Annotated in this window: 21 protein-coding genes; 5 read left to right on the plus strand and 16 right to left on the minus strand. The window is 37.3% G+C overall.

Features of this window, described 5'->3' with window-relative positions; genetic code table 11:
• Positions 1-83: 83 nt before the first annotated feature.
• The 6 genes from V7150_RS03300 to V7150_RS03325 form a co-directional block, all read right to left on the minus strand.
• Positions 84-965, minus strand: coding sequence for an NAD-dependent epimerase/dehydratase family protein (locus V7150_RS03300; protein ID WP_335513561.1), 882 nt, complete (start codon positions 963-965; stop codon positions 84-86).
• A gap of 24 nt (positions 966-989) precedes the next feature.
• Positions 990-1,292 carry a DUF3221 domain-containing protein gene (locus V7150_RS03305; RefSeq protein ID WP_335513563.1) on the minus strand — a complete coding sequence of 101 codons (303 nt, stop codon included), beginning with the start codon at positions 1,290-1,292 and terminating at the stop codon, positions 990-992.
• Between the two features lie 36 nt (positions 1,293-1,328).
• Positions 1,329-1,925, minus strand: coding sequence for a VanZ family protein (locus tag V7150_RS03310; RefSeq protein ID WP_335513565.1), 597 nt, complete (start codon positions 1,923-1,925; stop codon positions 1,329-1,331).
• Position 1,926: 1 nt separating this feature from the next.
• Positions 1,927-2,142: a hypothetical protein gene (locus V7150_RS03315; protein WP_335513567.1), complete on the minus strand. Its 216-nt coding sequence runs from the start codon at positions 2,140-2,142 to the stop codon at positions 1,927-1,929.
• A gap of 369 nt (positions 2,143-2,511) precedes the next feature.
• Positions 2,512-3,231 carry a purine-nucleoside phosphorylase gene (gene deoD, locus V7150_RS03320; protein WP_335513568.1) on the minus strand — a complete coding sequence of 240 codons (720 nt, stop codon included), beginning with the start codon at positions 3,229-3,231 and terminating at the stop codon, positions 2,512-2,514.
• Between the two features lie 898 nt (positions 3,232-4,129).
• Positions 4,130-4,597, minus strand: a complete 468-nt coding sequence (locus V7150_RS03325; protein WP_335513569.1) for a GNAT family N-acetyltransferase — start codon at positions 4,595-4,597, stop codon at positions 4,130-4,132.
• A 182-nt stretch (positions 4,598-4,779) separates the two neighbouring features.
• Between V7150_RS03325 and V7150_RS03330 the strand changes: the two genes are divergently transcribed.
• Together V7150_RS03330 and V7150_RS03335 are read left to right on the plus strand one after the other, a co-directional pair.
• A complete protein-coding gene (locus tag V7150_RS03330) occupies positions 4,780-5,796 on the plus strand; it encodes a S66 family peptidase (protein WP_335513570.1) in 1,017 nt (338 codons plus the stop codon).
• Positions 5,797-6,051: 255 nt separating this feature from the next.
• Positions 6,052-6,522: a divergent PAP2 family protein gene (locus tag V7150_RS03335; protein WP_335513572.1), complete on the plus strand. Its 471-nt coding sequence runs from the start codon at positions 6,052-6,054 to the stop codon at positions 6,520-6,522.
• A gap of 273 nt (positions 6,523-6,795) precedes the next feature.
• On the opposite strand, the gene V7150_RS03340 is transcribed toward V7150_RS03335, so the two are convergent.
• The 4 genes from V7150_RS03340 to V7150_RS03355 all read right to left on the minus strand — a co-directional run bounded on the left by V7150_RS03340 (position 6,796) and on the right by V7150_RS03355 (position 11,025).
• Complete coding sequence (locus V7150_RS03340) at positions 6,796-7,299, minus strand: DinB family protein (RefSeq protein WP_335513574.1); 504 nt, start codon at positions 7,297-7,299, stop codon at positions 6,796-6,798.
• Between the two features lie 410 nt (positions 7,300-7,709).
• Positions 7,710-8,546 carry an aldo/keto reductase gene (locus tag V7150_RS03345; protein ID WP_335513576.1) on the minus strand — a complete coding sequence of 279 codons (837 nt, stop codon included), beginning with the start codon at positions 8,544-8,546 and terminating at the stop codon, positions 7,710-7,712.
• A 145-nt stretch (positions 8,547-8,691) separates the two neighbouring features.
• The gene (locus tag V7150_RS03350; protein WP_335513578.1) at positions 8,692-9,540 is read right to left on the minus strand and encodes a pentapeptide repeat-containing protein; all 849 of its coding nucleotides are present in this window, start codon (positions 9,538-9,540) and stop codon (positions 8,692-8,694) included.
• 519 nt (positions 9,541-10,059) lie between these two features.
• A complete protein-coding gene (locus V7150_RS03355; RefSeq protein ID WP_335513580.1) occupies positions 10,060-11,025 on the minus strand; it encodes a hypothetical protein in 966 nt (321 codons plus the stop codon).
• A 281-nt stretch (positions 11,026-11,306) separates the two neighbouring features.
• Here V7150_RS03355 and V7150_RS03360 point away from each other — a divergent pair, with 281 nt between their 5' ends.
• Positions 11,307-12,209 (plus strand): DMT family transporter, encoded by a 903-nt coding sequence (locus V7150_RS03360; RefSeq protein ID WP_335513582.1) that lies wholly within the window; start codon positions 11,307-11,309, stop codon positions 12,207-12,209.
• Between the two features lie 511 nt (positions 12,210-12,720).
• Here the strand turns inward: V7150_RS03360 and V7150_RS03365 are convergent.
• A complete protein-coding gene (locus V7150_RS03365) occupies positions 12,721-14,058 on the minus strand; it encodes an APC family permease (RefSeq protein WP_335513584.1) in 1,338 nt (445 codons plus the stop codon).
• A gap of 761 nt (positions 14,059-14,819) precedes the next feature.
• On the opposite strand from V7150_RS03365, the gene V7150_RS03370 reads away from it, so the two are divergent.
• Positions 14,820-15,002 carry a hypothetical protein gene (locus V7150_RS03370; RefSeq protein ID WP_335513586.1) on the plus strand — a complete coding sequence of 61 codons (183 nt, stop codon included), beginning with the start codon at positions 14,820-14,822 and terminating at the stop codon, positions 15,000-15,002.
• A gap of 181 nt (positions 15,003-15,183) precedes the next feature.
• Here V7150_RS03370 and V7150_RS03375 read toward each other — a convergent pair whose 3' ends face one another.
• From V7150_RS03375 to V7150_RS03385, 3 genes are all read right to left on the minus strand, one after another.
• Positions 15,184-15,687, minus strand: a complete 504-nt coding sequence (locus tag V7150_RS03375; RefSeq protein WP_335513588.1) for a S4 domain-containing protein — start codon at positions 15,685-15,687, stop codon at positions 15,184-15,186.
• Positions 15,688-16,204: 517 nt separating this feature from the next.
• The gene (locus tag V7150_RS03380; protein ID WP_335513590.1) at positions 16,205-16,858 is read right to left on the minus strand and encodes a permease prefix domain 1-containing protein; all 654 of its coding nucleotides are present in this window, start codon (positions 16,856-16,858) and stop codon (positions 16,205-16,207) included.
• On the minus strand, positions 16,855-17,181 hold the full coding sequence (locus V7150_RS03385) for a PadR family transcriptional regulator (RefSeq protein WP_335513592.1): 327 nt from the start codon (positions 17,179-17,181) through the stop codon (positions 16,855-16,857). The genes V7150_RS03380 and V7150_RS03385 overlap by 4 nt, the downstream gene beginning before the upstream one ends.
• A gap of 216 nt (positions 17,182-17,397) precedes the next feature.
• On the opposite strand from V7150_RS03385, the gene V7150_RS03390 reads away from it, so the two are divergent.
• Positions 17,398-17,976 carry a M15 family metallopeptidase gene (locus V7150_RS03390; protein ID WP_420490247.1) on the plus strand — a complete coding sequence of 193 codons (579 nt, stop codon included), beginning with the start codon at positions 17,398-17,400 and terminating at the stop codon, positions 17,974-17,976.
• Positions 17,977-18,019: 43 nt separating this feature from the next.
• On the opposite strand, the gene V7150_RS03395 is transcribed toward V7150_RS03390, so the two are convergent.
• On the minus strand, positions 18,020-19,948 hold the full coding sequence (locus tag V7150_RS03395; protein ID WP_335513594.1) for a PhoX family protein: 1,929 nt from the start codon (positions 19,946-19,948) through the stop codon (positions 18,020-18,022).
• A gap of 357 nt (positions 19,949-20,305) precedes the next feature.
• A complete protein-coding gene (locus V7150_RS03400) occupies positions 20,306-21,343 on the minus strand; it encodes an LLM class flavin-dependent oxidoreductase (RefSeq protein ID WP_335513632.1) in 1,038 nt (345 codons plus the stop codon).
• Positions 21,344-21,604: the final 261 nt, after the last annotated feature.

Raw genomic sequence — 21,604 nt, forward strand, 5'->3', positions numbered from 1 at the left:
GATCTACAGGAATGCTAAACCAAAGCGATGCTTTATCCAAGCATCGCTTTTCACTGACAACAGTACCGTACCTGATTGTCTAGCTAATGATGGAATTCATTGTAGTAATGGATTAATTCGTGTAATAGTTGATTTAATGGGGTAAACTTGTACCCTAATGAAATCGCACGACTAGTATCAACTGACCATGAACCCGGTAAATTGTATGGTGATGGATCTCCATCTGATTGTAAATTTGCTCTTTTCTTAATAAGTTCCTCGATCAACGCTACTAATTCTCTTAAACTAATATCGATGCTTGAGCCAGGATTAATTGCTCCTTGATAATCAGAATTGGCAATACTTAATAAAAACTTTGCAGCATCCTCTGAATCGATAAAGCTATATCGTAAATCGGGATTGTCAATGAACATCGCTTTCCCGTTATTCACATGATCAACATGGAATTTTAAACGGTTGGTAAAATCATCTTCCCCGATAATAATTGGAAAGCGGATGGCGACAACGGGCACGGTTGACTTATGAAAAAGAATTGCTTCCGCAGCACGCTTTGCTTCCTGGTATCCTACATAGCCGATGTACTCGCTCCTGTTTTTTATCGTTGGTTGAAATTCGAGTGCATTAAAATTTTCCTCCCGATGATTCGTGCCAAAATCATATACAGCCTGACTGGAGGTAAATACATATTTCTGGATTTTTCCTTCTAATGCCTTTAGGGTGTCAAGGGCTTCTTGCGAAGAATAGCAGGTTTGATCAAAGACCACATCCCATTGCTTATCTTGAAATGCTTGCTGTTGAGACTCAGCATCTTCTCGACTTATTTTTACTCTTGAAACTTGATCACCGAAGGAATCAGGAGTCTTTCCCCTCGTCGCAATCGTTACTTCAACACCTTCAGCCAACAGTAATTGGACTAACCTTTTTCCAACAAACTGTGTTCCTCCAAGTATTAATGCAGATTTCATCCTAATTTTCCCCTTCATTGACCTTTATTTTTCTGTCTGTTCAATATTCAGCGCTTTCGCTTTAGCAGGCCACGATTCTTTTATTTCACCATCTACCCAGACAACAATTTCCTTCCCTGCTGCATAATCATTTATATCTCCACTTTCAGGTAAACTAACCCAAATAAGCCCTTTGTCTTTATCCTCCATTAAAATTCGATTTCCCGCTTGATCGATTTCAGTAATAATCCCCTTTAAATCGATCTCCCCTTTTACTGCATCTTCCTTACCACTACAACCCGCTAATAAAATACAAACGATTAGCAACAACAATACTTGTTTTTTCATAAGAAATTTCCTCCTAGGTACAGGAAAAATTCAAAATCAAGAACCCTTAACTTTTACCACTTTTTGCATCACTGGATACAAAGCATACCCAATCCAAACCCCAAGAAGATTTAAGATAAAATCATCGATATCCATACTTCCGCGTTTAGTAAGGTGCTGTATAGTTTCAATAAACAGAATGACACCGGCGGGTATTAAAAATAACTGACGTCTCGATGGGTTTTTAGATAACATAAAGGTCACCATACCATACGGAACGAAGAGCAATACGTTTGCGGTTATATTATAGAAAGCGATAAGAAAATTCCCATTTCCCGAAAGGAAGCCAACGATGGTTTTAAATGGTACATAGTTAACTTGACTGTACTCTTGGTTTGCAGGACGAAAAAATAGTAAGACCAACAATCCTAAGCTATATATACTCATGACACTTTTGATAATATTTTTAGAGATATGTATAGTTTCTTTGCGTACATAGTAGACCAAGAAAAACACAAATATTGTTAGACACATCCAAACAACGACCAATACAACAGGATGAAGATAGGATAACAGCCGCAGCCATACCGGCAATAAAACAACAAAAAGAATCTGTGATAAACCGACCGACAACCAGAGCGAGTTGTTTTTCATTTTAACGATTTAACACTCTCTTTAGTTCTTCCATCTCTGCCAATGCACCCGCAGCAAGATAATAGTTCATTTTTTTCTCTAAAATCCCCTTTTCCTCTTCCACAAATAGTTCTGCTGTGGTCTTTGTTACACTTTTTAAAGAGTTAAAAGTATCTGTCTTGCATATAGTGAGCTCCTCTATCCTTTTATTAACGTAATCAAGCACATGATCATTCATTAATCCTCACTCCTAAAAAAATATCCTAGTCTCAATTATACACATGACAACAAATGTCCAGCTCGAGTTTGAAACTATTTTATTTAAAAAAACTCTTTTAATCCTTTTTTTCCTGCTTTACTTAGCAGATTTTGGTGAAGGGTGCGGAGAAACAGGTTGGATTTCCACCGCTTCGCCGTTTATGATTCTGACCAAATGCAAAAAAAGAACACTAGACTTTTCGTCTCAGCGTTCTCATTAAATAACAACATATTAGTTTTTTATGAAATCACTTTCGTCCAACTAATCCCTAATATACAACTAAACTTTAAGCTGAAATCTAGTCAATGCGGCAGTTGCTATGATTCCCCAGTAAATACTGTGAACTTCTTATGCAAGCTCCAAAGCAATTTCCATCATATTCGTAAATGCAGTTTGTCTTTCTTCAGTTGTTGTTTTTTCTTGTCTAAAAATATGGTCACTAACAGTTAATATGGTCAATGCATTCACTCCAGCGTGGGCAGCATTCATATAAAGTCCGGCCGTTTCCATTTCAGCACATAAAATGCCCATCTTACTCCATCTCTCCAATGCTGTTTGATCGGCATTATAAAAGAAATCACTTGAAAGAACATTACCTACGTGAACAGGAAGTCCTTTCTCATCCGCCACCTTCTTAGCTTTCTCTAATAGTGAAAAAGAAGAAATAATTGAATACTGTCCTGGAAGGTTGTATTGCTGTACATAGTTGGAATCAGTTGATGCCCCCATGGCAAAAACGATATCATACAAGTTCAATTGATCTTGTATGGCTCCGCATGATCCAATCCTAATTAAATTTTTCACACCAAATACATGAATGAGTTCCCATGAATAGAGACTCATACTCGGTGTGCCCATCCCCGTTCCCATAACGGAAATTCTTTTTCCTTTGTATGTACCTGTATATCCATACATATTACGAACATCATTAAATTGGACCAAATCTTCCAAATAAGTATCTGCGATAAATTTTGCCCGTAATGGATCCCCTGGTAAAAGAATCGTTTCAGCAATTTCTACACCATTCGGTTTGATATGAGGTGTTTCTTTTAATTCATTTGTACTCATGATGGTTCTCTCCTTTTGATTAAATGAACTTTAATAAATAAAATCCTGTTTCTGCTAAATATTTACTACTTATTTTTTGCTGCTTACTACATATTTCCGGGTAATTACTACATATTTTCAAACACTTACAGCCTATTTTACAACCTTTACAACATTCGCTTGAAAAATTTGGTGATCAATAGCAATTCTAGATGGATACTAGATATTTTATCACCATTATACCTTAAACATTCGAATGGAAAAGGATAGCCTGCACAACTTAACGAAACAAAGCCCTTTGATCGTGGGAACTAAGGGGCCTTGTGACATTTATACCGTAACTTGTTTCTTCTTCATAACCCATTTGGTCATATACCAAAACAATATGCTAGTGATGATCGAGTGGAACACAACTAAGATTGGCCGAAGTTCAAGGAGGCCGAAAAGGTTATAAGTTCGAAAGCAAAAAAATAGTTCTTTAAATATTAATGAATAAGTAATACCTAATTCATATTTTATTAATAATAGGGAGTTATAGTAATTGTAGCGGGGATAGCAAGCGTGGCTATCATGGTATTTGGCGTAGGCGGAGCCAGTACTTGTATTGAAGTATTTGATTTTTGCCTGGTTTGATATCGCGATATGTATATGCATTAAAATGCAAATGGTTTTTCAAGTTAGCTTGAAAAACTCGTCAGCTTCTTAGCCTTCATTATGTGGACAAGTAAAGGAAAATGAACCTTGCCAACGATAGTAGCAAGGTTCTTAAAAAAAACGAAGCCCCTTTGATTATTTGAATCGGAGGGGTTTCTACAAACTCTGGAATTAAGCATGGGATCTCTTATTTTTCATAAAAATACAAATGATTCATTGATTTCTTCTCAACTTTTATGCTTCTAGCTATCATTTTTACGGTTTGCTATAAATGGTAACTCATGATGATCAGCTCACCTTTTGTCCCCATTCTTCGTTGACCTTCATCAATATATCCACATTTTTTATATAAGCGTTGTGCCGCTTCATTTTGAAGATTAACAGCCAAAACAATTTCATTCGTATCACTAAAATGCTCTCTCACAAAATCAGGCAATGTCTTTAGTGCAGAATAAGCGCATCCTTTACCTTGGTATCGAGAATCTGTTGAAAAGGCCCTTAGCAAAATGGCATGTTGATTATCTGAATATGGCTTTACTCCTTCATTATTATGGAGAACGAAAAAGGTTACCAGCGTATCTTCCTCCATAGCTAAGATTGGATGTCGATCCGAATCTTCAATTGATAGTTTTATACTGTCAACTGGTGTACCAGTAAAACGAAGTTGTTCTTCCGTTAATAAATATTGTTCTATCGCATTTCTGAATCCTTCATTGTAAAAATAGAGTTGCATGTTGACACCCCTCACTCCCATTCGAAACACCTGTTCTCATTTTAACAGATTTTAAGTGTTATTATCAAAATATTTCTAACTCTTTTTTTATTATGAAGGCAAAGTGCTTATTCCCACACAAATAAATGTGGTTTATCTAAATCCTTTTTGGTAAAATCATCTAAAAGTGAGGGTGGATTTCTATGATTACATATCCGCAATTAAAAAAGGGAGCGACAATAGGTGTAACAGCACCTTCATCAGGGGTATCTGCTGAATTACATGACCTGGTTACCCTTGCATGTAACCGTTTGGAACTGAGCGGTTTTCAAATTAACTGTGGCGAGACTGTTTGGACGCAAAACAAGGCAAAATCGGCACCTGCGATAAAGCGGGCAGCAGAATTTAATGCGCTGATGGCTGACAGTAAAATCGACATCATCATTCCCCCATGGGGCGGTGAGTTATTGATCGAGATACTTGAACATATTGACTATGAAAATATTAGAAACAAGTGGATATTAGGCTACTCCGATATTAGCGGCTTGCTCTTAGCCATTACATTGAAAACAGGAATCGCTACCGCTCACGGGACTAACTTAATTGATTTACGAGGAGAATTTTCAGACGAAACAACAGCCATGTGGCAGCCGGTATTATCGACGAAGACCGGTGAATCGATCCTTCAACGATCCTCTGAACACTATCAGAAAGCATGGCAGCATGATAATCCTTCACCTTGTGTTTTTCATTTAACTGAAACAACCTTATGGAAAACGGTATCAAACCGTAATGTGAAGATACAAGGTCGTTTACTCGGCGGATGTATTGACATTATCAGACATATAATTGGCACGCCGTTTGGTGATGTTCAAAACTTTAGAAAACAACATATTAATGGAGAACCTTTAATTTGGTATTTGGAGAACTGTGAACTGACCACCACGGATTTACGAAGGTCATTGGTGCAAATGAAGCTAGCCGGCTGGTTTGACCATTGCTCAGGTCTGATGTTTGGTCGAAGCCCAGCGAATACACCAGTCGAAAACTATACGGTCGAGGATGTTTATCAAGACCTTGCTGATGAACTCAACATCCCGATTATTTATGATATTGATTGCGGTCACGTTCCACCGCAAATTACCTTCATTAATGGTGCATATGCAGAGGTTGAGGCAGCAGAAGGAAAAGGAACAGTATTGCAATTTTTCCGGCCATAATTGTGAGTTTACAGGGTGCATTTTTCCATTACGATAACTTTAAAGACTCTTTTTTCGCAAAAAAACTGTCCTCATGAACACTCTATGAAGACAGTTTTTGTTTTTTCAATCTTGTTTCTGTCAAACACCTCATGAGGACAGTTTTACTCCCTAAATTCTCCTATTCATAGACTTTTCCTCATCCGGACTAAAATTTTTCATTATTTTGGGGTTTATGTCATATTCTAAAGACAAACAATAATTAGGAGGACATTGATGTTTTTATCCTATCCAATTTTAGCAGCCCTTTTAGGAATGTTGATTGCCCAATTTGTAAAAATCCCCATTCATTATATAACGTCAGGAGAAATAAAATGGAATCTGATGTTTAGTACGGGCGGCATGCCTAGTTCTCATACAGCAACTATTATTTCTTTGACTACAGCCATTGGGTTAACATCAGGACTCCAATCAAATGAGTTTGCCATTTGTGTGATCTTTTCGCTAATTGTTATGCATGATGCAACTGGGGTCCGAAGGCATGCAGGCTACCATGCTGAAGTTTTAAATACATTGTTAGCTGATTGGAATCGTCTTATCGAAACCTTAAAAGATCCAAATTTAAAGAAGACAGAGTCCAGAAAAAAGCTAAAAGAACTACTAGGACATCAACCAACAGAAGTGTTTTTCGGAATAATAACAGGAATCATTGTTGGTGTTCTTACTTACCAGATCTATCCGTTCTAATGCAAATTCCATCCTTAAGAAATTTCAATTAGCAAAATACTTTGAAGAAAATGTTCGGTAAAGGAACAAGGATTCACCCGAAAACCTCATAATTCTTCATATGAACACCTACTACCAACTCACCATTGATTTGGTAGTAGGTGACCGCGACTTAGATTTAATTCCAGCAAGTGAATTAAAGATTAAAACTGTTGCCTTTTAAAATCTAAACATTGCAACTGATATTCATATCGACAATTATGCTTTGAGATTGGTGAGTTGGATTACTTTGTTCTATTTTGCATATAAATAAAGTCCAAAATCTTGCATTACAGAGGTGTGCCCCATATGCCGCAACATGGTTGCAATATTACCACGGTGATAGGATCCGTGAGTGACAATGTGTAGGATCGTCTCGGAAATGGAAGTTTCGAGCAACCCAGCATACGGGTTATCTACAACCAATAACTTTTCTATATCTTCTTGATCGTTCAGAAATGCCTTGTACTGTTCAGATATATCTATAAATAATTTCTTCATTTCTTCAATACTTTTGGTTTCCACATATTCTCTTAATCCATCCGCTGACGCCATTGCTACATTCATACTCTTGCCTGAGATAATTTCAAACCATGAGTAATCAGTCAGATAAATGTGAGACAACACTTTTGATACTGAAGAAAACCCACTCTGAATGTCCTTATGATAAATCTCCTGCGGAAGTTCTCTTAAACGATCAATGATAACTCCATTTGCCCAAACATGGTACCTGTACATTTCTAATATAGGGTGTGTCATTGTCCATCCTCTCCATTTTCACTAGCATTTTTATGCTACCAATTGATTCCTAAATGACATAAGTTTCAAAGGAAAAATACAAAAAAAATAAAAACTCAATCCAGTTAATTTTATATTCATTGTCGTTAAGTTATTTCCTTTTTTTTATTTCTTTATTAAAAGTTGAAATAGGGGTTTATTAACATAACCATATTTCCCCCTAATACAAAATGCATACAATTTCCATTTTTTTAAAAATAAAATTTTGATAGTCGCGAAAAATATTTATAAAACAATCATACTTGTTAAAAAAATTGAACCTTACCAAAAATCACAGCAAGGTTCTAAAGATAGTTAACCAATTTAATTGAAAAATTTTAAATAGTTTTCAAGCCAAGGACCATCATCTGCCCGAGAGATTCAATCTTAACTTAAAACCCTACGGTCATTGTGTCGGGATGTGATCCAGCGCGGCTATCTTGATTTAAGGCATCGATTTTTTCCATATCTTCTGAAGTTAATTCAAAATCAAAAACATCTGCGTTTTCAATAATACGATGTTCTTTGATCGATTTAGGAATCGTAACGACACCGTGTTGAAGATCCCAGCGCAAGATGACTTGTGCAACGGATTTATTATATTTATGAGCGATATCTACAAGAATCTGCTCGTTTAGCAACTGCCCCTGCTTTAAAGGAGACCATGCTTCTAGTTGAATTCCTTCTTTTTTACAAAATGCCTGAAGCTCTTTTTGCGTTAAATGTGGATGATATTCAACCTGGTTTACCATCGGTTTAATCTCCGCGGAACTGATTAAATCCTCTAAATGATGAATCTGGAAGTTACTTACGCCAATGGCGCGCACGCGGCCATCTTTGTAAAGCTTTTCTAAAGCCTTCCACGTTTCTTTATATTTATCTTTACCAGGCCAATGAATTAAATAAAGATCTAAGTAATCAAGTCCAAGCTTGTTAAGGCTGGTTTCGAAAGCTTTTAAAGTGGTTTCATAGCCTTGATCAGAATTCCAAACTTTTGAAGTAATAAATAATTCCTCACGGGGAACGCCGGATTCTTTAATGGCTTGGCCAACACCTTCTTCATTCCCATAAATAGCGGCTGTATCAATACTTATGTATCCGTTCCTTATAGCTGCTTTTACGGACTGGATAACCTCTTCAACCTCAGTTACTTTAAAAACCCCTAATCCCAGCCATGGCATTTTCACACCATTATGCAATATAGTCGTGTCTTTTAAACTTGTAGGCATTATTTACTCCTCCTTTTAATTAGTAATCTTAACATACAACTTGAAGTCATTTCATTTTTATGAACTATGATTGAATAAAGCTTAATAGAGGTAAAGTTCTCTTTGGTGAAATCCAGCCAACCTTATTTCTATTGATAAACATCCATTATTCATCCACACTGCGCCAATGATCAGGAATGGTTAAAGAAGGTGGCAGTTTAGTAGTTATATCGCCCTTGGCCGAGTTAATTTGTGCTTGAGTGAGAAAAATACTTCCTGTTAGATTAGCACCACGTAAATCAGCATCTCTAAAATCTGCACCGATAAGATCTGTCACCCTCATGTCAGCTTCTCTGAGGTCAGCTGCTATAAGCAAAGCTCCTCTCAAGTTAGCCCCTTTAAGGTTAGCTCCTCTTAAATTTGCACCTAATAGGTCAATTCCCCTGCTTATTTTTTTATTTTTGTTAGGTGGAACTTTCGCACGAACTAGTTCACTTGTCCGTAAAAGTAAATCATTAATAATTGCTCTATGAGCTGGGACATTAAGCTTCATAATAGCGTGGGGACTTAAACGAGTCAGATGCTCCGTTTCTTCTAAAGCAGCCTGCAAATCTTGATAAATAGGCTGCGTTTCTTCTAAACTTAGTGCTTCATTTAAGTAATAAAGCATTTCATGAAGCTGCTGCATAATCGGAAACACCTTAAACATTTCCTTAGCTAACTCTGGGTGATCCCGCCAATCGTTTCCATCATAGGTGACTTGAGATACTTTTTGACCTGCACCAAAGCATTCATATACAGCACAGCCGCGATACCCTTTTTGTCTGAGATTGTTATGAATCCCACACCGATAATCTGATTGCAAGTTGGAACAAGGAGTCCCTCCGTCTTTATCAATCGGGAAATCAGCCGATTTTGCATAAGGCAATCCAACACAGCACAATCCAAAGCAATTTTCACAGTCTGCACTATATTTTTTAAAACTATCGTTGTTAGTATCGAGTGGTTTCTCCAACGCTGACACCTGCTTTAAGGATAAAGTATTTAATCTTTAGTAACTTAACGATAATACCATTTTAAAAATATTACATTCAACTGGAGTTTGAAGGAAGGATAAGCGCCTTTTACAACTTATAAAGGACGAACCGCCCTGACTTTTTATTGGTTTTGGTCTTCATTCCCATTATAAAGACCAAATCTCACTGACTTTCTATTAATTTTGGCCTTCATTCCCATTATGAAGGCTAAATCTCTCCGGCTTTCTTTTAGTTTTGGTCTTCATTCCCATTATTAAGACCAAATCTCACTGACTTTCTATTAATTTTGGTCTTCATCCCCATTAAGAAGGCCAAATCTCTCCGGCTTTCTATTAGTTTTGGTCTTCATTTCCATTATGAAGGCCAAATCTCACCGGCTTTCTATTTGTTCTGGTCTTCATTTCCATTATGAAGGCCCAATCTCTTCAATTTTCTATCAAAAACGTCTTTCATTATCCGTATGAAGGACATTCCACAATCCTTAATTCTTTCATAGTTTAAGAGGAACAACCGCCGCCGCAGCTTGAACAGCTAGAACAGCTGGAGCCGCCGCTATCCCCGCCTCCACAATCGCCTGAACCATCCGAAGATGCCGAGCCGCAAAAAACAGCAGCCGTACAGCCGCTCGTGTAATTAGCGGTATTGGCAAATGCATATGCTTTCGCGTAGTTCCAATACTCATCAAAATAATAGTAGGAGAAAAAGACCATAACAAGTGACAACTCAGACATTTCTCCAAATGTTCTCTTCTTCGTGAACTTTCCCTTCTTATCCACTCGATACATTTCTTCAATTTCACCTAACTGCTGTTTCATTTGAGCCACTAAATATTCAATCGTTACCTTGTTATCTTCATTTACCATAAAATATTTCTCAATCAAAAATTCTTTTCTATCGCCTTTAAATTCCTTTAATACTTGATGATCAACCGGGGACTTGAAAAAGCTTCCCCATGATTTCCAGCTATATTGGGTAATTTGAAACAGCTGTGAAAAGACCCAATCGAAAAATGCACGTTCCTGTGGAGCTGGCTCAGGGTTCGTGTTTGGCGTATGATGCAGCATTTCCCCTAAAAATTTTTTTGAAAACGCTTGGTATTTTTGCGTAAAGAGGAGCATATCATGCCAGATTTCATCCACTTCTTCACTAAACATCGGGGTCTTCTTTAAGATATTCGATAACAAGAAATAGCGCTTTAACTCAAATAGCCGCCACTCAAAATCATCTTCGGTCCTTTTCGGATTCTCCTGAAGAAAACGCTGCTTAACTTGTTGGACATAATCATCATCTAAGGCTGAGTTTAATTTATCAAGCAAAGGCTGGATTGGAACATGATCGAGGACGCCCAACCGTTCCGGGATGTTTTCCTTCGCTAATTTTGGTCGAGTATTTTTTATTATCGTAGTAACTCCTGCAGTTACCCCAATTAATAAGAGCCCCGTAGTAATCATTGTAGCAATCATTCAAACTCCCCCTTTTATCAATGGATAATCTTCTACATCTTCACTTTTTTACCTCATTTTACCATATGATTACTCATTATTTATCTATTTCATATGCAATGGTTCAGTTTTTCATAATCAATTTCTTCTTTAGAAGCTTTTTTAGAAACGCTCCTTGGTAAATGGAAGAGCCATTCATTTACCGAAAAAACAAAAGCTCAAGGCGGTCACCCCGCCAGTAAAAAGCAGTTGAGAAATTACTCATTTTGTGATTGGATTAAGAATAACAAGGGGGGATCAACTTGAAAGGGAAAATGCGACTCATCATGGCAATGCTCATTTTTGGGAGCATCGGGGTTTTTGTAAAAAAGATTGAACTGAGTTCAAGTGAAATTGCGTTTTTAAGGGGGGTCATTGGAAGTGTATTCCTGCTTCTTGCTAGTTTCCTAGTCAAACATAAGCCATCATTTAAAGCATTAAAAGAAAATGCAATTCTACTTCTTTTATCGGGGGCAGCGGTTGGCTTTAATTGGATCTTTCTCTTTGAGTCCTATCGGTATACGACGATATCTAACGCCACCATTAGCTATTACTTTGCGCCGATATTTGTGATGATGTTAGCACCATTCGTTCTTAAAGAAAAACTAACGAGTGTGAAAGTTGTTTGTATCTTCACGGCAATGATCGGTCTATTTTTAATCGTTAATCCTGGTACTGGCGGTACAAACAGCTCACAAGATCACGGACTAGGTATTTTCTATGGACTTTTAGCCGCTGGATTCTATGCAGGTGTGGTCTTAATGAACAAATTTATTAAAAATTTATCTGGATTTGAAATCACGTTAGTACAATTAATGACAGCTTCATTGGTCTTGTTTCCCTATGTATGGTGGCAAGGTAATCTTGACTTTGCTGGTTTAAACTCAACTTCTATTATTTTTATACTAATACTTGGTATTGTACATACGGGTTTAGCCTATTTTTTATATTTTACTTCGCTTCAAAAACTAAAAGGGCAAACAATTGCCGTTCTAAGCTATATCGACCCGATTTCCGCAGTCATCATCGCAGCGATTTTCTTAAGCGAGAGCATGACCTTGATTCAAATGATTGGCGGAGCTCTAGTTCTGGGTGCAACTTTTTTAAGTGAAAAACTTGAGATAATAGTCAGGGAAAAAGGTAAGGCTCCCACTATTACACCGTAATGGCGCGGGATTCCCAACCGATTGCAAAGATAAAAATCTAAACACCCCTCCAAACTTCGTTTTTAAGTTTAGAGGGGTGTTTTTTAAGCGTTAGATTACTCAATACGTATCGCTGCTAATAAAAATCAGTGATTTTAAAACCTACGCCATAGTGATATAGAAATACAATAATTCTTTTTTCATACTGTTTAGAAACAATTGTTGAATGGGGCTAATATTCGTTCTATGAAATATAACCATAATGACCAAGAATTATTGCAGTACAAACTTTTGGTCCTGATTATTTCGAAGGGTTATTAGAATGGGATCAAAGTAGAGGCATTTTTTAGTTTTGTAATTATGTAGTTTTTAGCATTTTGGGTTGGAGAAACCCCGTTGGTACCTTTTTACAACTATGTTGAAATAGAAATCTTTTTAAAATATCTTTAGCCTATCCTCTAATCAGGGGATAGGCTTTTCTCATTTTAGAGCAGACGTATAAAGTGACCAGCTCCAGTGCCAAGAGTCTTAATTAACCTGCTTCTTCAAAGTCTAATACAGCAATATTGTTTTTACGAATTTTTGTTTGATAGAGTAGATATAGGATTCCGATCAGTGACCAGACTATTCCTGCAATCAGTGCATCGGCATGAAGGTTTGACCATAAAATACCTGTTAAACCTGCCCCGATTAACGGCATAATCAAATAGGAGAAAATGTCCCTTGCTCTTTTATATCTCTGTTGTTTGATTACGAAATGGGCAATGACTGATAAATTAACGAATGTAAATGCAACCAACGCTCCAAAGTTGATCACCGAAGAAACTAACTCCAGGCTTGGGGAGATGGCTAACATGGAAATAACCCCTACAAGGACAACATTAAAGGCAGGTGTCCGATATTTAGGATGGACATAGCCAAATAGCTTTTTCGGAAGGAAACCGTTTCGCCCTATCACATATAAAAGTCTCGCTACACTTGCATGGGAAGCAAGACCTGAGGCCGCAGTTGCAGCAAAAGCACCAGCAACAAGGAAAAGTTTGAAAAGAGTGCCGCCAACATACAATGCAATTTCAGGTAATGTATCGTCTGTATTTTTGAAATTTGAAACATCTGGAAATAATGCTTGGGCGAAATAACCGGTGACAAAAAAGATCGCACCACCGATGAGGACCGTTAACATGATTGCTTTCGGCATGATTTTTTGATGGACTGCTTCCTCAGCGTACATTGTTACGGCATCAAAACCAATAAAGGAGAAACAAACGACTGTTGCTCCGGTCAGAACAGCACTGAGATGAACATCTGCATGGAAAAGAGGTTCCGTTGTCAAAATCGTTCCTTGTCCCATTCCTTGAGAAAATTTAAAAAATGCGAGAACGACAAACACCACGATCAAAATAAGTGAGAAAACAACCAAAATGGAATTCAAGCTTGAGGTTTTTCCCATACTCCAAACATTTAATCCAGTACAGATTGCCACCCAAATGAGAACCCAAACCCATGCCGGGATACTTGGAAACATCGATACCATGTAGATTCGTATAATTAAAGCATTCACCATTGGAAGAAGGATATAATCCAGCAGTGCTGCCCAGCCGACTAAAAACCCCAAATAAGGATTCATTGTCTCCTTCGTATAGGTATAGGCCGATCCTGCACATGGGAATACTTGTACCATTTTTCCATAACTAATCGCGGTAAACAGCATAACTACTAAAGCTGTAAGGTAGGCTAGCGGAACAACCCCATTTGTTCCTTTAGAAACAATGCCAAACGTATCAAATGCAATCGTAGGGGTCATATACCCCAAGCCAAGTCCAACGATTGCCCACAATCCAAGTGAACGCTTAAGTGTAACATTCTCCACCTTTATATCTCCCCCTTATGCGTAACTACTATCTGTGAAGTACTTCCAAAATGTAAGCTGTTCCATTTATAATCATTATTCTTCAAAAATATTAAAGAATTAAAAAGTCTTTTTGATTCAAACATAAATAGATACCTCCTATATTAAATAAAATATTATTATTTAAAACATTCGCAATTTTCGTGCCAAATAAAAAAACGAGAAAAATCCCTAAAATTTCGACTGTCTTGCCCATTTCAAACTGCTTAAGGACGACAGTTTTTATGAAATTTTGCATAACATACTCTATTTTGCATAAATATGCTTTTATCTCTTATATAAAAAAAGAGGAACAGCAAAACTGTCCCTCTCATTTCTAGTTATAGTGTTGTTGTACAAATATTTATTAGCAAGGGATTTGCAGAAAAGGACAAATAGAGAGAACCTCATTTAGATAAGTTACGGTGAACCGTATCACAAGTGATGGTATACAGGATAAGGAAAGAAAATGTGTTAGATAGAAAGTATGTAGATAGGCTTATGTAAAAATGGAACAACTTTCAATTATTTACTTTTTTTATTATGTGCATTATAATTTGGTTGGTCAACCAACAAAAAAACGGAGGGTGCGATCGTCTTTGCACGGCACCCTTATGTAAGTGTACGATTTCCAAAATGTTTACTATTTTAACATTTATCCTTAACATCCTCTTCATCATTTCTTAATATGTTCAGTTTAAAATGGAATTGTATTACCATTACTGATGAAAGAAGGGAAATAGATGTTTTTAAAAAAACTGACTGGAAGAAACTTTGTTACAATTGACTATGATAAAAACGGCATCTCTCAAACTGTAAAAGGACGTGTCTATTACCTTAACTTACGTGAACAAATGCTTTCGTTGAAAGATGAACAACAAAATTCTTTCTCCATCCGTTTATCCGGTATTAGAAAAGTTTATTAACCTTTTCCCTTTTAGGGTACGTTACCTTAATAAGGTCTTGATCTTTGTCCTCCATGAAAATTCAATTACCCTCATGACTAACCATCCGAACTCTCTGCGACTTCATTTTTGACCTTTTCGAAGGATACCCTAATTAAATCAAAAACGGTATCTCTAATTTGAGATACCGCTTTTGTTTTTACTATTTTAAATGGATCAATATTGTGTCATGAAGAGATATCTTTTGGCTTGGTTTCACTAAGCCATTGTTTAATAAGATTGACCCTTTTTTAATTTTTTGAACAATCTCGTTCCTGCTTAAACCTTCTATCTGGCTTGCAAGGGCTTGATCCAGACGAAAGCTTCCCTCAACAACCGTTACCTTACATTCAATGACATCTAGATCAGCTAACTCAGTAAAAATGATTTTTTCGTTCTCTTTTATGCTATCGAATTCAGTTGGAATTAGTGTTTCTGGATCAACATGTTCAGAAAATGACTTGTATGTGTCCAGTTTTTTGTTCCAAGTATGGTTTTTGGGACACTTATATATAGCAAATTGATAAATGTATTTCCCGTTGGCATTATGTCTTTTAATCGTTGTGTCTGTAAAAATGGTTACCTTTCCGCACATCTTGCATTGCTTTTTTACCTGATCAGCTTCACGTTCTTGACGTAAAACCAAAGAAAATATTTGTTTTTGCATCGTATTCCACCTCGAATTAGTTGTTCGAGGAATACAACTTCTATTTGAAAATCTTGCAGAGCGCACAAAACAAAAAAAGTCCCCCCTATGTCAGGAGAACCTTTGAACGCAATGTTAATCAACTAACAAGCTGCAGTTCGCTGTATTCCTTCTGTAATGGGTTATAGACAGACTTCTCCCGTAGTCAAAAACAGGTATGTTTTTTAACATGAGAAGCGATCCAATTGTTTTCCATTACAGAGTAGTTGTTGGCATACAGGTCACATAATCCTTTCTTTCAAACAGATTAAGAATATCTTAGCATAAGTTATCTAAATTTTCCATTAGTTATACAAAAATACATCCATGTAATTTACATGCAAAGGTAGGCAAACCTGTTATAAAAAATTTACCAACTTAGCCCTTACCATGATTTCCTTTCCATATTTCATTATGGACAGAATTGGGAAGGTGTATATGCATTATTTATTTGCACAACACACCAGTCACAATCTATTTAGGTTCCAAGAAAAATTTTTTAGCTAGCCTTGTTTTCTTTAAAGTCTCGACTATTTCGAACAAAAATTCGTGTGAATAGCTGTCTTGAGATTAGGTGTGCAAATGCTCCAATCGGAATGACGAACAGATCCAACCAGAGACTATCCTGGTATTGTTCCGGATTTTCGAACAGTGATAATGACTGTATTCCACCAAATACAAGGGATGGTACTAAAAAGAAAAGCCATGGATTGGAAAGCCGTTTCGATTTGAATTGTTGATTAATTGCTTCATATATCGCCTCGGCAGCCGCCGCAATAAAAGCCACGATAAAGAAACCCATAACCACACTTTCCAAAGGTAAAGTATTATCAAACTCAGGATGATAATATTCCATTGCTGAATACGAAACAAGACATAAAAAAGCAGTAACAAAGACAACATTCCAACCATATCGGATCACTTTGTATAACGGAAACATTGCTTTTTTCAGTTCCAAGTTCAATTTTCTATCATTACCGAATGATTCTATTGCCTGATGAATCGCTTCGTCCTCTGAGTATCCCTTTATCATGAGTTCATTAACATGTTCTTTCAGATGAGAATAAAGCTCTTCTTTAAAATCCTCTTTTTCATCATCTTTCATCGGCAAATCTGAGACGATTTCTTTTACATAGTGGTCAAGATTTTTCACGATAATCCCTCCAACGTCTTGTCAATTAACTGATTGATTTGTTTCCAGTTACTCAACTTCTCTGCCAGAACCTTGCGGCCCGTTTCGGTAATAGAGTAATATTTCCTGCGGTTCCCATCCATTCCTTGACTCCAATAGGATGAAACACAATCTTTATTTTCTAACCTTTTTAATGCAGGATACAGCGTTCCCTCGTTCATATGATAAGCATCATCGCTTAACACCCGTAATTTCTTCGTCATTTCATATCCATAACAATCCACTTCTGCTAATAAGGATAGCAATAAAATTTCAATGCTGCCTTTAAGCAACTCTCTATCCATATGATTACCTCCAAATATTTCTAGTACCATTGTATAACAATACACATCGTATAACAATGTATAAAAGTAAATAAATTATGAGAATAAATTGAGCGGTTTAATGTAATTCACATGATGAACTACCCAAAATAAGGTATATTAATATATGAAACAATTAGAATATATTTTTCGTTTTAAATAATGAAGAAATTTTAGGTATGAAAGGAATTTGTAATTTTGAGGCTTACACGGATAGGAAAATTATTTTTTACACTTCTTTTTCTGTTTATCCTATTCTTTTTTCTGTTTCTTAAAGAACCCCCTCCTCCTACGGAACCAAAAATAATTCATTCTGATTCTTTCCCAACTGAACTCCATCCGATTGTGAAAGAACGCAGCAATCAATTAACCCAACAAGCAGCAGATAAAGGAATTGTGGTCGTAATTACTGATGGTTTCAGAAGTGTGGAAGATCAAGATCTACTTTATGAAAAGGGCCGTTCAGCGGAGGGAAATATTGTAACGAATGCAAAAGGGGGAGAGTCGTATCACAATTACGGGCTTGCCATTGATTTTGCGTTAAAGACTCCTTCAGGTAATGTGATTTGGGATATGCAATATGATGGAAATAAAAATGGGAAAGCGGATTGGACCGAGGTTGTTAAGATGGCAAAAGCTCTTGGATTTGAATGGGGCGGAGATTGGGCTAAATTTAAAGATTATCCACATTTACAAATGGATTTTGGCTTAACAATTGCTCAATTACAGAATGGCGAGAGACCTGCTGATTCATCAATTACTGCGGATACTAAATAAGGCGAACAGTGTCACTGTTCGCCTTTAAAGTTATAAATAGAAATTACTTTATCCATTCACCATTCTTATGAGATGTCTTCCAACTTGGAGATTGTTTAACTTGCGGCATTCCAGCGATATAACCAATTCCACCTTTTTTAAGGATGCCGATGCCCTCTTGCATTGCTTTCTCTAATGCTTTTTTATCAACTGCCGTTCCTTGGAAATTTCCGAGTTCATCCCCAGGATGCTGATAGTTACTCAAAATATAAGAGAATCCATTAAAGTTATCAAGAACACGTAAGCCAGTAGCTTCTGCTCCAACTGGTACTGAAAGCACTCGGGACAATTCTTTTGTATCAATGTTATAGGCCCAAACAAAGTTATTTGTGTGCTCCACTCCATCTTCACCGATGAATAAGGTTCTCATTTTTTCTGAGTAGCTTAAGTTGTCTGGTTTTGAAACTTTATTCGGATTTGCTTTATTGCCATATGCATCTGGGGCAGCTAAATCTTCACCCACAACAAGTGCTTTCATTGCAGAAGCAACATAATTACTATTAATGGTATTGCCATCCTTATCTTTTTGCCCGCCAGTAAGATTCAATTCATAGGTTGCGCCTGAAAGAATCTGCGGTAAGCGAATATCATCAACAGGATCAGCCTTCCTGGTATCTTCAAGCATACCTTTTCCGATTTCAGACATCGCCATATAGACTTTCTTATCTTTCTCGTTTACCGTCAAACCTTCCATCTTACGGAATTCAGCAGTTGCTCCTTTTATGGCTGCATAACGCCTGGATTCTAAGAACGCAGCTGCCTTTTCCATTCCAGGTTTTACTTTTAAATATTCTACTTTTGCTCCACTTGAATCAGTTTTAATGGCCGTAAAGCCTGCTGTTGGCTGGCTGGCTGTTTCAAAAATATCACTGAATTTTGTACCTTTGTCAATAATAGCCCTAATTTCATCGTCAGTCGTATGGCCAAGCTTAATCCACTCAAGATCGCCTGCTCCGCCATTTTCTGTACTCGTTTGTAAGAACTTAGCAGCATACAAAGTACCAGCAGATAAGTCTTTTTCTTTGTCAGCGACATACATGAACGTGACAGTGTAGTTTCCATCATCACCAAAGAATGCTGTCCGATTATCAGGCATTACTTGCATCATTTCATGGGAAAAACGGCCAGTACTATAGTGTTTGACAACACTTGTATCACCATTTGGTTTTACCGTCACTTCAGGAATCCATCCATAATTATATGGATTTCCTTTTGTTTCATCCCCAAAGTAAAGCTTGGCGAAACCTTTCACATTTGTTGAATCTTTATCTGTACCTATTTCTGCTTCAAATTGACGTGCATTTGGCTCATATTCTTCTGAACCTAAATGGGTTCCCCAAGGAGATGTAGAACCATTACATGGAATCCAAAGGCCATTTACTTGGGAAAAATCAACCTTTTTTGCTTCTTTAACCGATAGTTCGCCATTCTTTTTATTTTGATTCAATTCTGTTAAGGTCATAGATGCCGGGACTACTCCATAAGCCGAATTTCCTGCACTATCAAGAGAATCATATTCAAAGTGAGATACCATAAACAATTTGCCGCCCACATTCATTAAACTATTAGAATCAGGAGCATCGGAAATATAGTACGATTCTTGTCCTAGAACGCTCTTATCAATAATCGGATCCCCTTTGGCATCGATAGGTGTTCCTGCAGGGATCTTTACCCCTTTATTTGTTACAATTTTTTCGTCAGAAAGGAATAACTGTTTATATGTAAGCGGGAAATTCTTCGTTGCTCCGTTACTATAAGTAACAGCCATTGACGCACCTGTATATGTTTTTACCATTTCTTCGATGGTGGCTGGAGCTTTCATTGAGTTAAACTTGAAAGAATTGATTGTAATATCCTTCCCTGCTGCTGCCGCAGGAGTTACTGCAGGAATCATTAATCCGAGTGCTAATGCAACCGTCAATCGCTTTTTCATCTTTATTCCTCCCCTTATTTTCATTACCTCCCTATTAAAACTCAAAAATATTAAGCTACGGTTAATAGGCTGTTGAGGAGAGATAAAGATTTGTAAATTTTTCAACTATTTTTAATTGCAGATTGTTACGGTCCGTTCGTTTCTATGTATTCCTAAAAAAAGGGCTGCCAAATGACAGCTCTAATCTATAGGGTGAACCCTGGGTAAAAAAGAAAGGCCTTTCATGACCAGAGAACGGTAAAGCTTGCTCTGAAAAGCTCTTAATGGCGAACAGTGACAAAGAACTGTTCGCCTTTTTCGGACTGACGTTACAATTTTTTCTTCAAGGAATCTCTGACGATGTGCAATGCTCCAAGTTTACTTGCTCGTTTCCCTGTGTACGACAGGTGCTACCTCCGTTGCTAATCGTTCAATGTTTTCGGCTACTTTTTTAAACGGCAAACCGCCTATGTCCATTTGGGCAATAAAACGCTGATGCCCGAATAGCTCGTATTGATAGAGAATTTTTTCGATAACTTGCTGTGAACTTCCAACAAATAAAGCCGTTTCTGGTGCTGCGAACTGTTCAAAATCAGCTCTGGACATCTGTGTACTCATTCCATGCTGGCGATTGAGGTATCCCCAATAATTTGAATAATATGGGTAGAATTCGTCTTTAGCCTGTTGTGTTGTTTCCGAAATAAAGGAATGTCCCGTTACCCCGACTTTCAAATCTCCAGGAGCATGACCGGCTTGACTTGCTGCCTGTCGATAAACATCCACTAACGGCTTAAACCTGTTTGGATCGCCTCCAAGTATCGCTAGCACTAAGCCGGTACCTAATCTCCCCGCTCGTTCTGCGCTTTCCGGGGTTCCCCCAACACCAACCCATAAAGGTATATTTTTTTGCGCAGGCCGTGGTGCAATATCAGCATTCTGTAAATTAGAACGAAAACGGCCGCTCCAGGTTACCTTCTCATCAGCATTTAGCTTCAGAAAAAGCTCAATATTTTCTTCAAACAATTCATCATACTGATTTACGTCATATCCAAACAACGGGAAGGATTCAATAAACGCCCCACGCCCCGCAATGATTTCAGCCCGTCCATTTGATAATAGATCAAGAGTCGCAAAGTCCTCGAATAAACGGACAGGGTCAACGGTATTTAATACCGTTGTAGCACTTGTCAGTTTAATTTGCTTTGTGACTTGTGATAGTGCAGACAACACAATCGGAGGAGCTGAAACTGCATAATCCAGACGGTGATGTTCACCAACACCGAATACGTCCAACCCTGCCTCGTCAGCCATTTTTCCAGCTTCGATAATTTCTGCGATACGCTGTTGTGCACTAATGGTTTTCCCTGTATGCGGATCAGGACCTAAATCTGCTAGTGTATATATCCCAATTTCCATACCGGATTGTTTATTTATCAAATCTTCTTTCACCTAACTCTCTCCTAACATCTGCTTTTGTTTACTAGTTTTTTATGCCTAGAAAAATAAATTTTAGAATTAATTATCTTGAATTAAAAATATTTCAATCTGAGGTAAACAATTTGTAAAGAAAGTAGGATTTTTTGGACATCCGTACCAACTCACCTTTAATAAGGATAGTTTCCGTGAATAGACGGTGAGTTTTGTCCTTAATAACGCTCCTTAAAGACATTTTCGGTC

It is taken from the genome of Neobacillus drentensis (assembly GCF_036965245.1).
Lineage (GTDB): Bacteria > Bacillota > Bacilli > Bacillales > Cytobacillaceae > Neobacillus > Neobacillus drentensis_G.

Excerpts from the sequence above, each read along its gene's own strand:
- V7150_RS03300 (WP_335513561.1), bottom strand. The coding sequence starts at position 965 with ATGAAATCTGCATTAATACTTGGAGGAACACAGTTTGTTGGAAAAAGG.
- V7150_RS03305 (WP_335513563.1), bottom strand. The coding sequence starts at position 1,292 with ATGAAAAAACAAGTATTGTTGTTGCTAATCGTTTGTATTTTATTAGCG.
- V7150_RS03310 (WP_335513565.1), bottom strand. The coding sequence starts at position 1,925 with ATGAAAAACAACTCGCTCTGGTTGTCGGTCGGTTTATCACAGATTCTT.
- V7150_RS03315 (WP_335513567.1), bottom strand. The coding sequence starts at position 2,142 with ATGAATGATCATGTGCTTGATTACGTTAATAAAAGGATAGAGGAGCTC.
- deoD (WP_335513568.1), bottom strand. The coding sequence starts at position 3,231 with ATGAGTACAAATGAATTAAAAGAAACACCTCATATCAAACCGAATGGT.
- V7150_RS03325 (WP_335513569.1), bottom strand. The coding sequence starts at position 4,597 with ATGCAACTCTATTTTTACAATGAAGGATTCAGAAATGCGATAGAACAA.
- V7150_RS03330 (WP_335513570.1), top strand. The coding sequence starts at position 4,780 with ATGATTACATATCCGCAATTAAAAAAGGGAGCGACAATAGGTGTAACA.
- V7150_RS03335 (WP_335513572.1), top strand. The coding sequence starts at position 6,052 with ATGTTTTTATCCTATCCAATTTTAGCAGCCCTTTTAGGAATGTTGATT.
- V7150_RS03340 (WP_335513574.1), bottom strand. The coding sequence starts at position 7,299 with ATGACACACCCTATATTAGAAATGTACAGGTACCATGTTTGGGCAAAT.
- V7150_RS03345 (WP_335513576.1), bottom strand. The coding sequence starts at position 8,546 with ATGCCTACAAGTTTAAAAGACACGACTATATTGCATAATGGTGTGAAA.
- V7150_RS03355 (WP_335513580.1), bottom strand. The coding sequence starts at position 11,025 with ATGATTGCTACAATGATTACTACGGGGCTCTTATTAATTGGGGTAACT.
- V7150_RS03370 (WP_335513586.1), top strand. The coding sequence starts at position 14,820 with ATGTTTTTAAAAAAACTGACTGGAAGAAACTTTGTTACAATTGACTAT.
- V7150_RS03375 (WP_335513588.1), bottom strand. The coding sequence starts at position 15,687 with ATGCAAAAACAAATATTTTCTTTGGTTTTACGTCAAGAACGTGAAGCT.
- V7150_RS03385 (WP_335513592.1), bottom strand. The coding sequence starts at position 17,181 with ATGGATAGAGAGTTGCTTAAAGGCAGCATTGAAATTTTATTGCTATCC.
- V7150_RS03395 (WP_335513594.1), bottom strand. The coding sequence starts at position 19,948 with ATGAAAAAGCGATTGACGGTTGCATTAGCACTCGGATTAATGATTCCT.
- V7150_RS03400 (WP_335513632.1), bottom strand. The coding sequence starts at position 21,343 with ATGGAAATTGGGATATATACACTAGCAGATTTAGGTCCTGATCCGCAT.